Annotated in this window: 14 protein-coding genes; 8 read left to right on the forward strand and 6 right to left on the reverse strand. The window is 69.3% G+C overall.

What is annotated here, in order from left to right; all coding sequences use genetic code 11:
- Positions 1 to 245: 245 nt before the first annotated feature.
- Positions 246 to 587 carry a hypothetical protein gene (locus Q7W02_07695; protein ID MDO8476069.1) on the forward strand — a complete coding sequence of 114 codons (342 nt, stop codon included), beginning with the start codon at positions 246 to 248 and terminating at the stop codon, positions 585 to 587.
- Positions 588 to 620: 33 nt separating this feature from the next.
- On the opposite strand, the gene Q7W02_07700 is transcribed toward Q7W02_07695, so the two are convergent.
- Positions 621 to 830 (reverse strand): hypothetical protein, encoded by a 210-nt coding sequence (locus tag Q7W02_07700; protein MDO8476070.1) that lies wholly within the window; start codon positions 828 to 830, stop codon positions 621 to 623.
- A gap of 351 nt (positions 831 to 1,181) precedes the next feature.
- The gene (locus tag Q7W02_07705; GenBank protein ID MDO8476071.1) at positions 1,182 to 2,558 is read right to left on the reverse strand and encodes an FAD-binding oxidoreductase; all 1,377 of its coding nucleotides are present in this window, start codon (positions 2,556 to 2,558) and stop codon (positions 1,182 to 1,184) included.
- Between the two features lie 442 nt (positions 2,559 to 3,000).
- Between Q7W02_07705 and Q7W02_07710 the strand changes: the two genes are divergently transcribed.
- Genes Q7W02_07710 through Q7W02_07740 form a run of 7 tightly spaced genes read left to right on the forward strand, consistent with a single transcriptional unit; the run spans position 3,001 to position 10,882 of the window.
- Complete coding sequence (locus tag Q7W02_07710; protein MDO8476072.1) at positions 3,001 to 5,076, forward strand: ABC transporter substrate-binding protein; 2,076 nt, start codon at positions 3,001 to 3,003, stop codon at positions 5,074 to 5,076.
- Positions 5,077 to 5,091: 15 nt separating this feature from the next.
- A complete protein-coding gene (locus tag Q7W02_07715; GenBank protein ID MDO8476073.1) occupies positions 5,092 to 6,084 on the forward strand; it encodes an ABC transporter permease in 993 nt (330 codons plus the stop codon).
- A complete protein-coding gene (locus Q7W02_07720) occupies positions 6,045 to 7,184 on the forward strand; it encodes an ABC transporter permease (GenBank protein ID MDO8476074.1) in 1,140 nt (379 codons plus the stop codon). Before Q7W02_07715 ends, Q7W02_07720 begins: the two co-directional genes overlap by 40 nt.
- Complete coding sequence (locus tag Q7W02_07725) at positions 7,184 to 8,200, forward strand: ABC transporter ATP-binding protein (protein MDO8476075.1); 1,017 nt, start codon at positions 7,184 to 7,186, stop codon at positions 8,198 to 8,200. The genes Q7W02_07720 and Q7W02_07725 overlap by 1 nt, the downstream gene beginning before the upstream one ends.
- The gene (locus Q7W02_07730) at positions 8,197 to 9,207 is read left to right on the forward strand and encodes an ATP-binding cassette domain-containing protein (GenBank protein ID MDO8476076.1); all 1,011 of its coding nucleotides are present in this window, start codon (positions 8,197 to 8,199) and stop codon (positions 9,205 to 9,207) included. Before Q7W02_07725 ends, Q7W02_07730 begins: the two co-directional genes overlap by 4 nt.
- Before the next feature lie 9 nt (positions 9,208 to 9,216).
- A complete protein-coding gene (locus Q7W02_07735; protein MDO8476077.1) occupies positions 9,217 to 10,266 on the forward strand; it encodes a potassium channel protein in 1,050 nt (349 codons plus the stop codon).
- 4 nt (positions 10,267 to 10,270) lie between these two features.
- Positions 10,271 to 10,882 carry an intradiol ring-cleavage dioxygenase gene (locus Q7W02_07740; protein ID MDO8476078.1) on the forward strand — a complete coding sequence of 204 codons (612 nt, stop codon included), beginning with the start codon at positions 10,271 to 10,273 and terminating at the stop codon, positions 10,880 to 10,882.
- A 171-nt stretch (positions 10,883 to 11,053) separates the two neighbouring features.
- Here the strand turns inward: Q7W02_07740 and Q7W02_07745 are convergent, their stop codons facing one another.
- The 4 genes from Q7W02_07745 to Q7W02_07760 are packed head-to-tail and all read right to left on the reverse strand — an operon-like array spanning position 11,054 to position 15,911.
- Positions 11,054 to 12,598: a carboxyl transferase domain-containing protein gene (locus tag Q7W02_07745; protein MDO8476079.1), complete on the reverse strand. Its 1,545-nt coding sequence runs from the start codon at positions 12,596 to 12,598 to the stop codon at positions 11,054 to 11,056.
- On the reverse strand, positions 12,595 to 13,476 hold the full coding sequence (locus Q7W02_07750) for an ABC transporter permease (protein ID MDO8476080.1): 882 nt from the start codon (positions 13,474 to 13,476) through the stop codon (positions 12,595 to 12,597). Before Q7W02_07750 ends, Q7W02_07745 begins: the two co-directional genes overlap by 4 nt.
- Positions 13,442 to 14,389 carry an ABC transporter permease gene (locus tag Q7W02_07755; protein MDO8476081.1) on the reverse strand — a complete coding sequence of 316 codons (948 nt, stop codon included), beginning with the start codon at positions 14,387 to 14,389 and terminating at the stop codon, positions 13,442 to 13,444. Before Q7W02_07755 ends, Q7W02_07750 begins: the two co-directional genes overlap by 35 nt.
- Before the next feature lies 1 nt (position 14,390).
- Positions 14,391 to 15,911, reverse strand: a complete 1,521-nt coding sequence (locus Q7W02_07760) for an ABC transporter substrate-binding protein (protein MDO8476082.1) — start codon at positions 15,909 to 15,911, stop codon at positions 14,391 to 14,393.
- Between the last annotated feature and the right edge of the window lie 57 nt (positions 15,912 to 15,968).

Here is a 15,968-nt window from a genome sequence, read left to right on the forward strand (position 1 = left end):
ACATCCGTGCGATGCTGCGCCGGGGCCGGGGCTACCGGGACCACGAGTACCTCCTCCTCAAGGTCCAGAAGGCCACCGCCTCGCGTCGCCTCTGTCAGAGCGCGTGAATACAGGGCCCGCTACAGATTCCGGTGAAGACCGGTTCTTCCGGGACCGGGCGACGGCCGGGGAGATCATCGTGCAGACGCAGCGCATGCTCGGCAACGAACCGCTGCTGTCGAAGAGCGACAAATAGGAGGACAGCCATGTCAGAGTGGAACCCTTGGAAGATGACGACGATCGGAATGTCGCTAGTCATCGCGACGGCGCTCGTCACCGGGCTCGTGGTTGCCAGCTGGAAGAGTGACCGCGTCGAGCCCACGGCCCAGTCCACCTCCCAGTCTGCCGCCCAGCCCACCGCTCCGCGCGGCGCGGCGCGGCAGGTCGCGGCGGCCGGGCCGACTCAGGCCGACACCGAAGCGTGCAACCTCCAGGCTCGCAACTCCGTGGGCGACAAGACCACCGAGGTGATCAAGGATGCGGCGATCGGCGGCGTCGCATCCCTCCCCAGGCTGACCGAGGGGTGGGCGCCGCCGGCCCGGGCGTGAAGTCTTACAAGCTTGTTCCCGCGGGCGAGACGGCTAAGGAAGGGCAGACGGCCGAGCCGAGCACGTTGCCGGCGCCGTCTGCGGGCCGGCCGCCCAGCCCTGGCACACCTCGACGACCTTCCTGTCGCTGTTCTTTGCAGTCCATTGGGCCACGACGAGGCCGGTCTCGAGGGCGCTCCCGATCGCGAAAGCCATGCCGACGGGCATAAGCTTCCACCGCACGTTCCGCTTTCCGTCGGTCATGGTCAGGATCCTCCCTTGACTCTGCGCGGGGACCTCCGGTGGTCCCCGGGCCGCACGTCATGAGAGAAGACCCCCACCATGAACCACAGCACCGCCACTCCCAGGAGCAGCGCGATCAGATCTCCGATCGAGTCGGGCATCGCTCCACCTCCGTCCTGAGGTCCGACAGACCCGGACACTCCTGCTGCCTAGTTAGAGCAGGAAACGTGCCGGAGGCGCCTCCGTGCCGGATCCACGCGGACTTCCGTGGGAGCGGGGACAGGGGAACGACTGCAGTGGGGATCGGGAGGATAAGTCCTACGCGTTCAGTGTGTAACTTCTTCGCAGCGGAGGCGCGTCGACTGACTTCGCTCAGAGCTGGCCGGAGTCGCCCCAGTTCTCGAGGAGCTTCGCGAACGCGGGGTCGTCGTAGCGGTCGAGGCGGAAGGCCGGAGCGTAGCGGGGCAGGGGGCGCTCGGCGATGTAATCGGCGAGGAGGTCGGCCGCGCCGTTGGACGCCATCATGCCGTAGCCCGAGAGCGCGCCGATGACGTATGCGCCCTCGACGGGCAGGGGACCCGCGAGGAAGCGGTTCTCCCGCGTCTTGGTATAGTAGCCGCCGTCCACGAAGCAGCGCGGCATGCGATCCAGGTACGGCGCCATCGCGGGGATCATCCGCTGGAGTCCGCGCAGGACCACCTCCTGGTACGCGGGATCGAAGGCCGGCGGAAAGGCCGGCTCCACCGGCTCGACGTCGTACGTCCAGATGCCGAGGACGGAGGTGCTCTCGCCCGCGCCGTCCGGACGGCCGTGCGCGCCCGGCGGCAGCTCCTCGACCAGGCGCCGGTGCTTGGCGGAGGCGGCCAGCTCGGCGCGCTCCTGCGGAGACCAGTTGATCTTCATCGGATCGGCCCAGAGTGTCATCGGCGCGCCGCGGGGCATGGCCCCCAGCGTGTCGTTGAAGGCGATCTTCGCGTGGAGCTCGCAGAAGATCGGCAAGTCGACGCCGAGCATCCGCCCCGCATCCTTTAACAACGGCCCGGCGGCCAGGACGGCGCGCGACGTCCCGATGGTCTGCATGCCCCCCGCTCCTCGCACCTCGACGCCGCGCACCCGGCCTCCCGCGGTGTCTATCCGCTCCACGCGCCCCTCGACGAGCCGGACTCCGTGCTCGCGCGCGCGCTCGAGCAGGCACATGCCCAACTGCTGACCGCTGAACCACCCGCAGCGGCGGGCATGGAGCAGCGCCACCGTGTCGGGGGCGAGCCATGGATAGTAGCGCCTGATGAGCGACGGCTCCGTGATGACGTCCGTGCCGGTGAGCGTCGAGTCGAACCCTTCGGCCGCCGCCGGCCGGTAATCGCTCGCCGCCGTCGCGTGCAGGCGCAGGGGGCCCGCGCCCAGGACGGCGGCAACCGAAGCCGCTCGCTCGAACTGCGCAACGCGCCCGGCCTCGGCGGTGGCGAAGAGATAGCCGCGGCGGTTGAGCCGGAAGACGTTGCCGCTCTCGCGGGCCAGCTCCTCGAGGAGGTCGATGCTCCGGTTCATGAGGGCGACCTGGTCGTCGCCGGGCCCGGGCCACCAGTTCCTGTAGCACTCGGTGGATTTGTCGCTCGTCAGCGTGAGCGGCGGCCGCTCGTCGACGAGGACTACGCCGCGCACTCCGCGCCGCACCGCCAGGTGATAGGCGGCGGCGACGCCGGCGATCCCCGCGCCGCAGATTACGACCTCCGCCGACGTCCGTCCCATGGCGCTCGTCAGCATACCTCAACCCCGGCGCTCGACGCCCTCAGGACGCTATGTTAGCCTACCCCCCTCATGGTCGGGACGAATACAGGGGGAACTGCGGTCACTCCTTGGCAGTGGAGTCTCGACCCCGCCCCGGATGGCATCGTCCTCCGCCTCTCCGGCTCCTGGCGCATGCAGGACCGCCTGCCGACCTCCGCCGTCGGCCGAGCGCGCTTTAGGCGCGTGGACCTCATGCTTAACATTCAGCGCGACGGTGTCGGCGATGAGCCGGGTGCTGGCGGCCCTCAGCCGCGACGTCGCCCAGGCCCTGGCGGCGTTGCCCAAGTAGCGGCCGCCTCGCGAGCCGCGGCTTGTCAACCCGGCGAAAATCCCGTAGAGTCACGCCCGGCTCGAGCAGTCCCAATCCACATTCTCATCAGCGCAGCGCAAGGAGGCAGGCGCCATGGCAACGAAGCCGACCCGACGTGAATTTCTCCGCGACGCGGCTGTAGTGGCGGGCGGAGCGGCCCTGGCGGGCGCGCTCCCCGCGGTGACGGCGAACGCGCAGGGCGCCAAGGCGCCCGAGGCCAAGATCGGATCCCAGCTCATCGGCAAGCTCGAGGGGCCCGAGCTCGTCCTCGACGCCGCCAAGTGGCCCAAGAAGTTCGCCGAGGCGCCGATGCTGGCCGACATGGTCAAGGCGGGGAAGCTGCCCCCCGTCGAGAAGCGCGTGCCCGACGAGCCCATGGTGGTCAAGCCGCTGCAGTCGATCGGCCGCTACGGCGGCACCTGGCGGCGCGGCTTCACCGGCCCGGGCGACAGCGAGAACGGCAACCGCATCGTCTCCACCGACAAGATCCTCTTTTGGGATTACACGGGCACCAAGGTGATGCCCTGTGTCGCCAAGGAATGGAAGCAGAGCGACGACGGCAAAAGCGTGACGATCTCATTGCGCAAGGGCATGAAGTGGTCCGACGGTGCGCCGTTCACGGCCAATGACTTCGTGTTCTGGTACGAGGAGGTCTACCTCAACAAGGATCTCGTGCCCACCCGGCACCCCGACTTCATGGCCAATGGCAAGTCGGGCGCCATCCGCAAGGTGGACGACGCCACGGTGGTCTTCGAGTTCCAGGACCCGAACTTCCTCTTCGTGGACATCCTGGCCGGCAGCACCGCCATCGGCGGCGGACAGGCGACCCAGGCCCAGGGCGGGCGCAGCATGGGCGCCTATATGCCCGCGCACTACATCAAGCAGTACCTGCCGAAATTCTCCTCGAAGGAGGAGGTCGAGAAGAAGGCCAAGGCCGCCGGCTTCGACGGCTGGGTCAGCTATATCAAGAACCGCTGGGACTGGGGGCTCAACCCCGAGCTGCCCGTGCTGACGCCGTGGAAGACGGTCAGCCCCATCAATACGCCGACGTGGGTGCTCGAGCGCAACCCCTATTATATGGGCGTCGATACGGCGGGCAATCAGCTGCCGTACATCGACCGCATCAGCATGACGCTGGCCGAGAACCTCGAGGTCCTCAACCTCCGCGCCATCGCGGGCCAGTACGATCTGCAGGAGCGGCATACGGCGCTGAACAAGCTGCCGGTGTTCCTCGAGAACCGCGCCAAGGGCGGCTACGACGTCCGTCTCGATCCGGCCCTCAACGGCTCGGACGCGACGCTCCAGACCAACCAGGCGTACGAAGCGGATCCCGAGATCGCCAAGTGGCTCCACACCTCCGACTTCCGGCGCGCGCTCTCGATGGGCATCGATCGGGACCAGCTCAACGAGACCTTCTGGGTCGGCGTGGGCACGCCGGGCTCGGTGGCGCCCGCCGAAAGCCTGCCGTACAGCCCGGGGCCCGACTGGCGCAAGAAGTGGTCCACGCTCGACGTCAAGCAGGCGAACGCGCTTCTCGACAAGATCGGGCTCAGCAAGAAGGACGGCGAGGGCTACCGGCTGCGCACCGACGGCAAGGGCCGCCTGCGCCTCGAGCTCCAGACCTCGGCCGGCGCCTTCGTGCCGCATACGCAGATCGCCGAGATGATCAAGGAGCAGTGGAAGAAGATCGGGATCCAGGCCGACGTCAAGGAAATGGAGCGCAGCCTCTTCTTCACCCGCGCCGCCAGCAATGAGCACCAGATCGCGCTCTGGGCCAATGACGGCTCGGAAGTGCTCTTCCTCTTCCCGCGCCACGCCCTTCCGCTCGACCCGATCCAAGCCCTGCTCGGCACACCCATCGCCCGCTGGTTTGCCTCGAACGGCGCGCAAGGCAAGGGCCCCAAGGACCCGCGGATGATCTCGGCGCTCGAGCTCTACCGCTCGGCCAATGGCAAGAAGACGCAGGAGCGGTACAAGATCGCCCAAGACATCTGGAAGATCCTGGTCGACGAGCAGTACTCGATCGGCACCGTGGGGCTGTCGCCGGCGACCATGGGCGTGCGCATCGTAAGCAACAAGCTGGGCAATATCCCGTCGCGGCAGACCAATGCCCAGCACGCGCGGACGCCCTGCTCGTCGCACCCGACGACGTTCTTCTACAAGGCCTGACGCGGAGAGGCCCTCATGCTCGCGTACCTGCTGAGGCGGCTCGGCCTGGCCGTGCTGACAGTCTGGGCCGTCTCCGTGCTGTCGTTCGTCGTCATCCAGCTGCCTCCGGGCGACTACATCAGCTCCTACATCGCCCAGATGACGGCCTCGGGCAGCTTCGTCTCCCAGCAGGAGGCGGAGGCCCTCCGCCAGCAGTACGGCCTCGACAAGCCCATCTGGGTCCAGTACATGCGCTGGATGGGGATGGTGATGCAGGGCAACTTCGGCATGGCGCTCGAGTGGCACCGGCCGGTCTCCGAGGTCATCGGCGACCGGCTGTGGCTGACCATGGCCGTCTCCGGCGCGGCCATCCTCCTGACCTGGCTCTTGGCGCTGCCCATCGGCATCTACTCGGCGGTGCGCCAGTACTCGGTGGGTGACTACGTCGCCACTTTTATCGGCTTCATCGGCCTGGCCGTGCCGTCCTTCATGCTGGCGCTCGTCCTGATGTATCTCGGCTTCACGCTCTTCAACATGAATATCGGTGGCCTCTTCTCAGACGAGATGGCGCAGGCGCCATGGAGTTGGGCCAAGGCATGGGACCTCATCAAGCACCTGCCGCTGCCCGCCGCCATCCTGGGCCTGGCGGGGACGGCCCAGCTGATCCGTATCATGCGCGCGAACCTCCTCGACGAGCTCCGCCGGCCCTATGTGGTGACGGCCCGCGCGCGGGGTTTGGGCGAGTGGCGACTCATCCTCAAGTACCCGGTGCGCGTCGCGCTCAACCCCTTCGCGAGCACCATCGGGTATCTCCTGCCCTATGTCGTTTCGGGCAGCATCATCGTCTCGCTCGTGCTGTCCCTCCCGACTGTCGGGCCGCTCCTGCTCCGCGCGCTGATCGCGCAGGACATGTTCCTGGCCGGCACCATCGTGCTGCTGCTCGGAGTCCTCACGGTCATCGGCACCTTGCTGTCGGACATCCTCCTGATGTGGATCGACCCGAGGATTCGGCTGGAGGGCAGGAAATAGCCGAGCGGGACGAGGAGCGGATCTCCGTCGCGACCCAATGGCAGCTCATGTGGTGGCGCTTCCGCCGCCACCGCCTCGCCATGGTGGGCACGGTCGTCGTCTTGCTGTTTTACTCTTCGGTGGTCTTCGCCGACTTCCTCGCGTACGCCGACCCCGGCGCGTCGGAGGCGCAGCGCTCGCTGCTCCCGCCCCAGCGCATCCATCTCTTCCAGGACGGCCGCTTCGCGCCGTTCGTCTATGGACTCACGGGCAAGCGTGACCCGATGACCTTCAAGCGCGTCTATACTCCCGACCCGGACAAGAAGATCCCGGTCCGCTTCTTCGCCCGCGCCTTCGAGTACCGCTTCCTCGGCCTCTTGCCGACCGACCGGCACCTGATCGGCCTCGAGGGGGCGCGGGCCGAGGACGCGCTCTTTGTCCTCGGCACCGACGAGCAGGGGCGCGATCTCTGGTCGCGGCTCATGTACGGTACGCGCACCTCCCTCAGCATCGGTCTCCTGGGCGTCGCCATGAGCCTCGTGCTCGGCGTGGTGCTGGGCGGCATCTCGGGGCTCTGGGGCGGTGTCGTGGACACGGTGATCCAGCGCGTGATCGAGATCCTCCGCTCCATCCCGACCATCCCGCTCTGGATGGGCCTGGCGTCGGCGCTGCCGAATGACTGGACGGTGATGCAGGTCTACTTCGCCATCACGGTCATCATCTCGCTCGTGGGTTGGACCGAGCTGGCGCGGGTGGTGCGGGGGCGCTTCCTCTCGCTCCGCGAGGAGGACTTCGTGATGGCCGCCGAGCTGGCGGGCTGCTCGCGCGCGCGCATCATCGTCAGCCACCTGATCCCGTCTTTTCTCTCCCACATCATCGCAGCGACGACGCTGGCGATTCCCGCCATGATCATCAGCGAGACGTCGCTCTCCTTCCTGGGACTGGGCCTCCGGCCGCCTGCCATCAGCTGGGGGGTGCTGCTCCAGCAGGCTCAGAGCATCCAGGCGCTCGCCATCTCGCCGTGGCTGCTGACGGCCTCCGTGCCGGTCATCATCGTCATCCTGGCGCTCAACTTCATGGGCGACGGCCTCCGCGACGCCGCCGACCCCTACGGCCAGTAGTGCCCTCTGCCGCTCGGCCGATCCTGGAGGTGCGCGACCTGCGCACGTACTTCTTTCCGGAAGAGGGCACCGTCAAGGCCGTGGACGGCGCGGCCTTCGACGTCTACCCGCGAAAGACGCTCGGCATCGTCGGCGAGAGCGGCTGCGGCAAGAGCGTGACGGCGCGGTCCATCCTGAGAATCGTCGAGCGGCCCGGGCGCATCGTCAACGGCTCCATTCTCCTGCGCCGCGAGGGCGACGAGGCCGGCATTGACCTAAGCCGGCTCGATCCCGACGGGCGTGACATCCGGCGGATCCGGGGCGAGGAGATCGCCCTGATCTTCCAGGAGCCCATGACCTCGTTCAGCCCCGTCCACACCGTCGGCAGCCAGATCGTCGAGACCATCCGGCTCCACCAGGACGTCGGCAAGCGCGAGGCGCGCGAGCGCGCGGTGGACATGCTCCGCCGGGTCGGCGTGTCCAGCCCCGAGCGGCGCGTGGACCAGTACGCCTTCGAGCTCTCGGGGGGTCTCAGGCAGCGGGCCATGATCGCGCTCGCGCTGTCCTGCCATCCGCGCATCCTGATCGCCGATGAGCCGACCACCGCGCTTGACGTCACCACGCAGGCCCAGATCCTCGACCTCCTCATGGCGCTCCAGGAGCGCGAGGGGATGGCGATCATTCTCATCACCCACAACCTGGGCGTGATCGCGGAGATGTGCGACGAGGTCGCGGTCATGTACCTCGGCCGCGTCGTGGAGCAGGGGCCCGTGGACGCGATCTTCCACAACCCGAAGCATCCGTACACGCGGGCGCTGCTCCGCTCCATGCCGAGCATCAACGCGCGCGTGCGGTCGCGGTTGCCCGTCATCGAAGGCTCGATCCCGCATCCGTACAATCGCCCATCCGGCTGCGCCTTCCATCCGCGCTGCCCGGACGTCATGCCGGGCCGCTGCGACAAGGAGGAGCCGGCCACCCGTCCCGTTGGAACGGCGCAGGAGGCGGCCTGCCTGCTCTACGGTGAGGGAGCGCGATGAGCGAGCGCCTCCTCGACGTCAAGAACCTCCGAAAGCACTTCCCGATCCGGAAGGGCATCCTGCGCCGGGTGGTGGGGCAGGTGCGCGCGGTGGACGACGTCTCCTTCCACGTGGACCGCGGCGAGACGCTGGCGCTGGTCGGCGAGAGCGGCTGCGGCAAGACCACGACGTCGCGCTGCATCCTGCGGGCGCTGTCGCCGACCGGGGGGCAGATCCTCTTCCGCGCCGAGGGCGGCCACGTGCTCGACGTCGCGGCGCTCGGGCGCCGTGACCTCCGCCCGCTTCGCCGGCAGATGCAGATGATCTTCCAGGATCCGTTCTCCTCGCTCAACCCGCGGCGGACGCTTCTCGACATCGTGGCCGAGCCGCTCGTGGCCAACGGCATCGGCACCAAGCAGGAGCGGGTGGACCGCGTGGTCGAGCTGCTGCGGCTGGTGGGCCTGCGGCCCGAGTACATGCGCCGCTACCCGCACGCCTTCAGCGGCGGCCAGCGCCAGCGGGTCGGCATCGCGCGCGCACTCGCCGTCAACCCGAGCCTCGTCGTCGCCGACGAGCCCGTCTCGGCGCTCGACGTGTCGGTGCAGGCGCAGATCCTGAACCTGCTCCAGGACCTCCAGGCGAAGCTCGGGCTGACGTACCTCTTCGTGGCCCACGACCTCTCCGTGGTCAGGCTCGTCAGCGACCGCGTCGCCGTCATGTACGTGGGGCGGATCGTTGAACTAGCACCGACGGAGGCTCTCTTCGCCGCGCCCAAGCATCCGTACACCGAGGCGCTGCTCGCCGCGGTGCCGAAGCCGGATCCGCGCCTCCGGGCCCGCCGTATCCTCCTCGAAGGCGAAGTCGCGGATCCGTCCAACCCGCCGGCCGGCTGTCACTTCCACCCGCGCTGCTCGTACGCGGTGGAGCAGTGCCGCGTGGAGACCCCGGCGCTTACGGAGATCGCGCCTGGGCATGCCGTCTCGTGCCACCGCGCCCAAGAGCTGTCGCTGCGCGGGGTCGTGGAGTAGGGTAGGGCCGTGGCGGACGGCAGCCAGGCGTTTCCCGTCGCAGACATCCCGAGGCTCCGCGCGCGCCTCATCCTGCCGCTTTCGCTCGTGGCGGCCGTGGTGGTCGGGGGGACGCTCGGATACTTCTGGCTCTGGCGCGACCTGGGCGGCACGTGGCTCGACGCGCTCTTCATGACGGTGACGACCATCACCACGGTCGGGTACGGCGAGGTCAAGCCGCTCGACTCGGCCGCCCGCATCTTTACGATGTTCATCGCGATCGTCGGGGTCGGCAGCCTCTTCTACACCTTCGGCGTGGTGATGGAGTACCTCGTCGCGGTGCGGCTGGCCGATCCCACGGGGAGACGCAAGATGGAGAAGCACATCGAGGCGCTGAGCGGACACATCATCCTGGCCGGCCTCGGCCGCGTGGGACGGCAGGCCGCGCAGGAACTCCACGAGGCGCGCATGCCGTTCCTCGTGGTCGACCCCGCCGATGCGACCGTCCACCAGGCCGAGGAACACGGCTGGCTGTGCCAGCAGGGCGACGCCACCGACGACGCGGTGCTCGAGCGGGCCGGCGTCCGGCGCGCGCGCGGGCTCATCGCCACCACGGCCAACGACGCCACGAACATGTACATCGTGCTCTCGGCGCGGGTGCTCAACCCGAAGCTCTACATCGTCTCGCGCGCAGTGGACGAGTCGAGCGTGTCCAAGCTCACGCGCGCCGGCGCAGACCGGGCGATCAGCCCGTACGCCATCGGCGGTCACCGTCTCGCGCACCTGATCCTGAGCCCCACGGTCGTGGACTTCTTCGAGACGGCCCTGCGCCGGGGCAACGAGGCGCTCAACATCGAGGCACTGGCCGTGGGCGCCGAGAGTCCGGCGGCGGGCCGCACGCTCGAAATGCTTGCCGTCCGACAGGCCACGGGGGCGACGGTGCTGGCCATCATGCGCGACGGCAACCCCGTGGTGAACCCGCCGGGCGACATGACGCTGGCCGCCGGCGACCGGCTGCTGGCGCTCGGCACGCGGGAGCAGCTCGAGCGCGTCGAGCGCGTGCTCGCCGGGCGGAGCTGATTCCATGCGAGGCATGATCGCGCTGGCGGGAGCCATCGTGGTCGCGGGAGCCGCATGGGGGGCGTCGCTCGCGCCGACTCCGGAGCAGACACTCGGGCCCTTCTATCCGAGCGTGCTGCCCGAGGACCGCGACGCGGACCTGCTCGTGATCAAGGGCCGGGCCGACCGGGCGCAGGGCACCGTGCTTCACCTGACGGGGCGCGTGACCGACACGAGCGGCGCCCCCGTCGCCGACGCGCGGATCGAGATCTGGCAGAGCGACGTCTATGGCCGCTACCTGCCCCCCAAGGATGGCGCCCCGGGGCAGCGGGACCCGAACTTCCAGGGCTACGGGCAGACCCGCACCGATGCCGCGGGCGCGTACAAGTTTCGGACGATCCGCCCGGTGCCCTACGAGTCCCGTCCTCCTCACATCCACGTCCAGGTGACGCACCCGCGCTTCCGTGCCCTCGTGACCCAGATGTACGTGGTGGGCGAGCCGGGACGCGAGAATCCCGCCTACTTCGGAGGCCAGCGGGTCCGCGACGCGCTCTCGGTGACGCTCTACCCCGCCGACGGCGCGGAGCCCGGCACCCTCAGCACGCGCTTCGACATCGTGCTCGTCCCGGCGCGGTGAGCGCCTCGCGCCGCGTCGAAGCCACCTTCACCCGCTAGCAGGCGGCTCAAAAAGGTCCAGATGCGAGGCGGCGCCCGACGGCCGCACGCGAGGCGTAGTCTCTCTACGTTGAGCGTGCGGTCGAGGGCGCCAACGAAGCAGATGGGCCTTTTTCAGCCGCCTGCCAGCCTGCTAGAACTTCGTCGGCCAGTTGGCGAGGTGGTGCTGGCCGATGGTGCCGCGGCTCTCCCACGTGTCGAGGAACTGGATGATCACGTCGCGGGTCTGCGCCGGCGCGATGACCTCGTGGACGAGGTGCCGGGCCGCCGCGCCGTAGGGCAGCGTGTCCCACTCCCACTGCTCGAGCAGCTCCTTCCGGCGCGCCGCCCGCTCCGACGGGTCGAGGGCGCCGAGCGCCGCGCCGTGGACCACGTTGACGCCCGTGTCCGGGTCCATGAAGGACATGTCCGCCGTCGGCCAGGCCAGCAGCAGATCCGAGTAGTCGCCGCCGCCCATGTTGAAGTAGGCCTGCCCGTAGGTCTTGCGCACGATGATCGAGATGCGCGGCACGCTGACCTGCCCCAGCGCCTCCATCCAGTTGATGATCTTGCCCGGCACGCCCCGGCGCTCGGCCTCGCGGCCGATGAAGAACCCCGGGATGTCGTGCAGGAAGAGCAGCGGGATGTTGAAGGAGTCGCAGAGGCAGAGGAACGAGATGACCTTGTCGCAGCCGTCGGCGTCGCAGGCGCCGGCCTTGTACATGGGCTGGTTGGCGACGACGCCCACCACCCGGCCGCCGATGCGCGTGAGGCAGGTGAGGATCGCGCGGCCGAAGCGGGGCTTGAGCTCGAAGACGAAGCCAACATCGGCCAGGCGCTCGATGACCCGGCGCATGTCGTAGGCTCGCGAGCGCGACTCGGGCACGAGGTCGGCGATGGTCTCCATCTCCGATCCCGAGCCCGTGGGCACGGCCGCGGGGGGCGGCGCCTGCCCCGCGGGAGTGGGCAGGTAGGAGAGCGCCCGTTGGACCAGCGCCAGGCACTCCTCATCCGTCTCGCCGACGAGGTCGGCGAAGCCCGTCTCCTCGGCGTGGACCTTGACGCCGCCGAGATCCTCGGCGGAGACCCGCTCGCCCGTCGCCAGCTCGAGCACGCGCGGGCCGGAGACGGCCATCGAGGCGCCCGTCCACATCACGACGATGTCCGACAGGCAGGCGTTCCACGTCGGCAGGCCGTAGGACTGGCCGAGCACGGCCGTCACCATGGGCACCTGCCGGCGCCGCGTGCCGTAGTAGGTCGAGTTGCCGAAGGAGGCGATGCCGGCCGAGCCCATGATGTCCGGCATGCGCGCGCCGCCGGCCTCGGCGAGGTAGACGATGGGCACGCCGCGCTTCGTCGCCAGCGCCTTGAGCTCCGCCTCCTTCTGCGAGGCGACGCGGCTCGACGTGGCGGCCATCACGGTGAAGTCGTTGGAGGAGACGGCGACGGGGCGGCCGTCGATCTTCGCGAGCCCCGCGACCTTGGAGTCGGCCGGCGTTTTCTCCTCGTCGCCCGGCATGTCGGAGACGTTGAAGGTACCGAGCTCCATGAAGGAGCCCGCGTCCACCAGCCGCTCGATGCGCTCGCGGGCGTTGAGTCTTCCCTCGGCGCGGCGCTTGGCCAGGCGCTCGGGCCCGCCCATCGCGCGGGCCCGAGCGCGGCGCGCCTCGAAGTCCTTCATCCGTTCGTCCCAACTCACGTGGAGGCCTCTGTCCGTGCGTGCTTGGGGTCGAGGGCGTCGCGCAGGCCGTCGCCCACGAAGTTGAAGGCGAGCGCTGTCAGCAGGATGGCGAGCCCCGGCATGAAGACGAGCCAGGGCGCGAGCCGCATGAATCGGTAGCCGCGCCCGACGTCCGCGCCCCAGGAGGGCGTGGGCGGCTTGATGCCGATGCCGAGGAAGCTCAAGCTCGTCTCGGCCAGGAGGGCGAAAGCGATGGACACCGAGACCTGAACGATGATGGGCGCCGACACGTTGGGCAGGATGTGGCGGAGGAGGATGCGGCCGTGCGTGGCGCCGGCGGCGCGCGCCCCCTCGACGAAGAGCTCCTCGCGGAGCGCGAGCGTCTGGCCACGCACGAGCCGCGCGAAGCGCGGCATGTAGACGACGCCGACGGCGACCATGACGTTGCCGAGCCCGGGACCGAGCGCCGCGGCGATGGCCATGGCGAGCACGAGGGCGGGGAAGGCTTGGACCGCGTCCACGAGGCGCATCAGAAAATCGTCGAGCCGGCCGCCCGAGTAGCCCGCCGCGAGGCCGACCGGGATGCCGGAGAGCGCCGCGATGGCCACGGCCAGGCAGGCGGCCGAGAGCGACAGCCGCGCGCCGTGGAGCAGGCGCGACAGCACGTCGCGTCCGAGGTCGTCGGTGCCGAGCAGGTGATGCTCAGAGGGCGCGGCCAGCGCGTCCGAGAGGTTCTGCTTGAGCGGATCCCACGGGGCGACGATCGGCGCCAGCGCAGCCCCGCCCAGCAGCGCCACGAGGAAGCACGCGCCCGCTGAAGCTGTGCGGCTTCGCCCGAAGCGCCGCGCCGCCCTGCGCGCCTCAGGAAAGGCGGATGCGGGGATCGACCCAGCCATAGACGACGTCGGAGACGAGGTTGACCGCGATGACGATCAGCACCATGACGAGCACGGCGCCCTGGAGCATGGGGAAGTCGCGGGTGAGCACGGCTTCGAGATTCAGGCGCCCGAGCCCCGGCAGGGCGAAGATGGACTCGACGACCACCGTGGCGCCGACCAGGCGCGAGATGGTCAGCCCCGAGACCGTGATCATCGGGATGAGGGCATTTCTGAGCGCGTGCTTCCAGATCACCCCGCGCTCGGCGAGCCCCTTGGCGCGCGCCGTGCGCACGTAGTCCGTGTTGAGCGTGTCCTGGAGCGCCGAGCGTAGCTGGCGCGTAATCTCGGCGACGGCGGAGGCGCCGAGGGTGAGCGTGGGCAGGATCGCGTGGCGGAGCCCGTCCCACGGCGCCTCCAGCGGGCTCGCGTAGCCCGTCGCCGGCAGCCAGCGCAGGTGGAGCGCGAGCGCCAGCACCAGCATGGAGCCCAGCCAGAAATTCGGCACCGCCACGCCGAAGGCGGCGATGCCGCTCGCGCAGCTGCCCATGAACCCGCCGCGCTTCGAGGCCGCGACGACGGCAAGAGGGAAGCCCAGGAGGAGCCCGAAGGCCGTGGCCGCGACCGCGAGCCCGAGCGTGACCGGCAGGCGGTCGCGCAGCGCCTCGATGACGGGCTGGCCCGTGCGGAGCGAGGTGCCGAGGTCGCCGCGCGCGGCGCGCGCGAGCCAGAGGCCGTACTGGACGTACAGCGGCCGGTTGAGGCCCATCCGCTCGCGGATAGCGGCGAGCTTCTCCTCGGTGACGTTCTCGAGGCCGACCAGCGCGACGGCGGGGTCACCCGGCAGCAGCAGGACGAGCGAGAAGACGAGAGAGGTGACCAGCAGCACCAGCGGGATGACGGCGAGGAGCCGCCGCCGGAGGAAAGCGCCCACGCTAGCGGCTCGGGCGGAGCCAGACCCCCCGGAAGGCGGGCTTGCCGAGGAGGTTCGGCTGATAACCCTCCACGTTGGTCGCCATGCCTTCGAGCACCGGGGCTACATAGAGCGGCACGTCCACCGCCTCCTGCTGAATGATCTCGTCGATCTTCTGGTAGAGCGCGCGGCGCTCCTCGAGCTTGTACACGCTCTTGGCCTGGTCCATCAGCTCCTCGAGGCGCGCGACCTGGTACTTGCCGGGATTGTAAAAGCCCGTGCTGTGGAACATGCCGCGGACGGACTGGTCGGGGTCGGGACGGCCCGTCCACCGGTAGTTGGCCGCCATGAACTCCTGGCCGCGGAAATAGCCCTGCACGCCCTTGGCGAGCTCCATCGGCTTCAGGTCCACCTTGATGCCGACCGCGGCCAGCTGCGCCTGGATCGCTTCCGCGCGACGCACGTGCTCGGGCGCGGGCTCGACCACCATGTCGAAGGTGAAGCCATTGGGCAGCCCCGCCTCGATGAGCTTGGCTTTCGCGCGCGCCGGGTCGTGCGGCCACGGCTTGAGCGCGGGGTTCGACGCCCAGTAGACGGACGGGAACGGAGTCACCGCGACGTCGGTCAGCCCGAACATCACCGTGCGGACCAGCGCGGCCCGATCGATCGCGAGGTTGATCGCCTCGCGCGCCGCCTTCTTGTCGAGCGGGGGCTTGGACATATTGAGGTAGATGCGCCAGTAGGCGAGCGACGGCCCCTCGTAGGTCTTGATGCCCTTCTCGCCCTTGAGCGACGCGAAATCCTGGGTCGGGATCTCCATGATGAAGTCCACCTGGCCGCTCCGGAGCGCGTTCACCCGTGTGTCGCCATCGGGCATGATGCGTATCAGGATGCCGTCCAGGTAGGGCCGCCCAGGCTCCCAGTACTCCTGGAACCGATCGAGCCGCACGGAATCTCCCGGCGTCCACTTGGTCAGCCGGTACTCTCCCGCGCCCACCGGCGTGCGCCCGAACTGGTCACCCAGCTTCTGCACGGCGGTGGGCGAGACCATCATGCCGGCCCTGTCGGTGAAGGCCAGGACCAGCGAGGCGTCTGGGCGCTTGAGGCGCAGCCTGACGGTGAACGCGTCCACGACCTCGACGGCCTCGATGTTGATGAGCTCCGAGACCATGCTCGACACCGTCTTGTCCTGGGCCCGCAGCAGGTTGAACCGGACGGCTTCCGCGTTGAAGGGCGTGCCGTCATGGAACTTGACGTTCTTCCTGAGGCGCAGGATGAGCGTCTTCGGATCGGGCGTTTCCCAGGACTCGGCGAGCCCCGGGCGCGGCTGGAGCTTGTCGTCGAAGCGGACGAGGGTGTCGAAGACCGGGTAGAGGTACATGTGGTCGGTGCCGGAGGCGCCCTTGTGCGGGTCGAAGGTCGAGACCTCCGCCCGGAGCGCCACCCGGAGCACGCCGCCCGCCCGCGGCTGGGCCAGGGCCGGGTCGGCGCCGAGCCAGGCGGCCAGCAGCGCGCATATCGTCACCACGCCGATCCGCTTCATGGGTGAGGCGACTCTAGGGGTAAGCGCCGACGCTGTCAAGCGGCGTGGCGGCAGCGG

This window comes from Candidatus Rokuibacteriota bacterium (assembly GCA_030647435.1).
Taxonomy (GTDB): Bacteria; Methylomirabilota; Methylomirabilia; order Rokubacteriales; family CSP1-6; genus AR37.